Annotated in this window: 1 protein-coding gene; it reads right to left on the bottom strand. The window is 60.3% G+C overall.

Translation table 11 applies throughout. The features are described from left to right. Positions 1-34: 34 nt before the first annotated feature. A protein-coding gene (locus tag ACEVQ6_RS23635; protein ID WP_374891488.1) for an IS3 family transposase occupies positions 35-1,203 on the bottom strand; the annotation gives its coding sequence in 2 pieces (ribosomal slippage) (positions 35-942 and positions 942-1,203; 1,170 coding nt in all). Positions 1,204-1,268: the final 65 nt, after the last annotated feature.

Raw genomic sequence — 1,268 nt, 5'->3', positions numbered from 1 at the left:
TGGTCTGACCCCATTGGGTGGTCCGGTTTCAGTCTTAGTGCATGATCGGCTTTTCAACCATCGCCTGTGCCGATGATGGTGCCGATCCGCGCGGCGGCGCAGGCCAGATGATGGCCTCCGGTGCCGGCGGCTTGTAGCCGAGCGATGAGTGCGGCCGCTCGGTATTATAGTAACATCGCCATGCCTCGATGATGACCTTTGCCTCGGCGAGGCTGTAAAAGATCTCACCGTTGAGCAGTTCATCGCGCAGCTTCGAGTTGAAGCTCTCGCAATAACCGTTCTCCCAAGGGCTGCCCGGCTCAATGAACGCTGTCTTCGCGCCGACGGCCACGATCCACTCGCGCACCGCCTTGGCGATGAACTCCGGGCCGTTGTCGGAACGAACATGGCCGGGCACACCGCGCAGGATGAACAGGTCCGACAGGACGTCGATGACATCGGTCGAGTTGAGCTTGCGACCGATGCGGATCGCCAGGCACTCCCGGGAGAACTCGTCGATGATGTTGAGCATGCGGAACTTCCTGCCATTGTGGGTCCGGCCCTCGACAAAGTCGTAGGACCAGACATGGTTGGGGTGTTTAGGCCGAAGCCGGATGCACGATCCGTCATTCAGCCAGAGGCGTCCTTTCTTCGGTTGTTTCTGGGGAACCTTCAGCCCCTCCCGCCGCCAGATACGCTCGACGCGCTTGGCGTTTACCGTCCAACCCTCGGAACGTAGCAACGCCGTGATCCGGCGATAGCCATAGCGGCCATAGCGCGAGGCCAGTCGGACGATGTCGGCGGTCAAAGCCTCTTCGTCGGGCAGGCCGTGCGGCTTCTTGCGCTGGGTCGAACGGTGCTGACCGAGGACCTTGCAGGCAAAGCGCTCCGAGACGGAGAACCTTGCCATGACATGGTCGACGCAGCGCCGCCGGCGGGCGGGGCTTAGAAGTTTCCCGCTGCAGCCTCTTTCAGGATCAGCTTCTCAAGTGTCAGATCCGACACCGCCTTGCGCAGCCGGTCGTTCTCTTTCTCGAGTTCCTTCAGCCGTTTTACCTGATCACCCTTCAGGCCACCAAACTCCTTGCGCCAGCGGTAATAGGTGAACTGTGTCACGCCGATCAATCGGACCGCTTCCCCGACCAAGCGGCCTTGTGACAACAAAACATCAACCTGGCGCAGCTTCGCGACGATCTCTTCGGGCTTGTGCTTCTTCTGGGGCATTCCAACGTCCTCTCTCAGGCTCAATAGCCTACTTCACGGAGGACCACTTTTCAGGGGGAAGACCA

Source organism: Ensifer soli (assembly GCF_041928815.1).
GTDB lineage: Bacteria > Pseudomonadota > Alphaproteobacteria > Rhizobiales > Rhizobiaceae > JBHFEI01.
The sequence above is the reverse complement of the archived record's forward strand: the minus strand, read 5'-3'. Positions and strand labels throughout refer to the sequence as shown.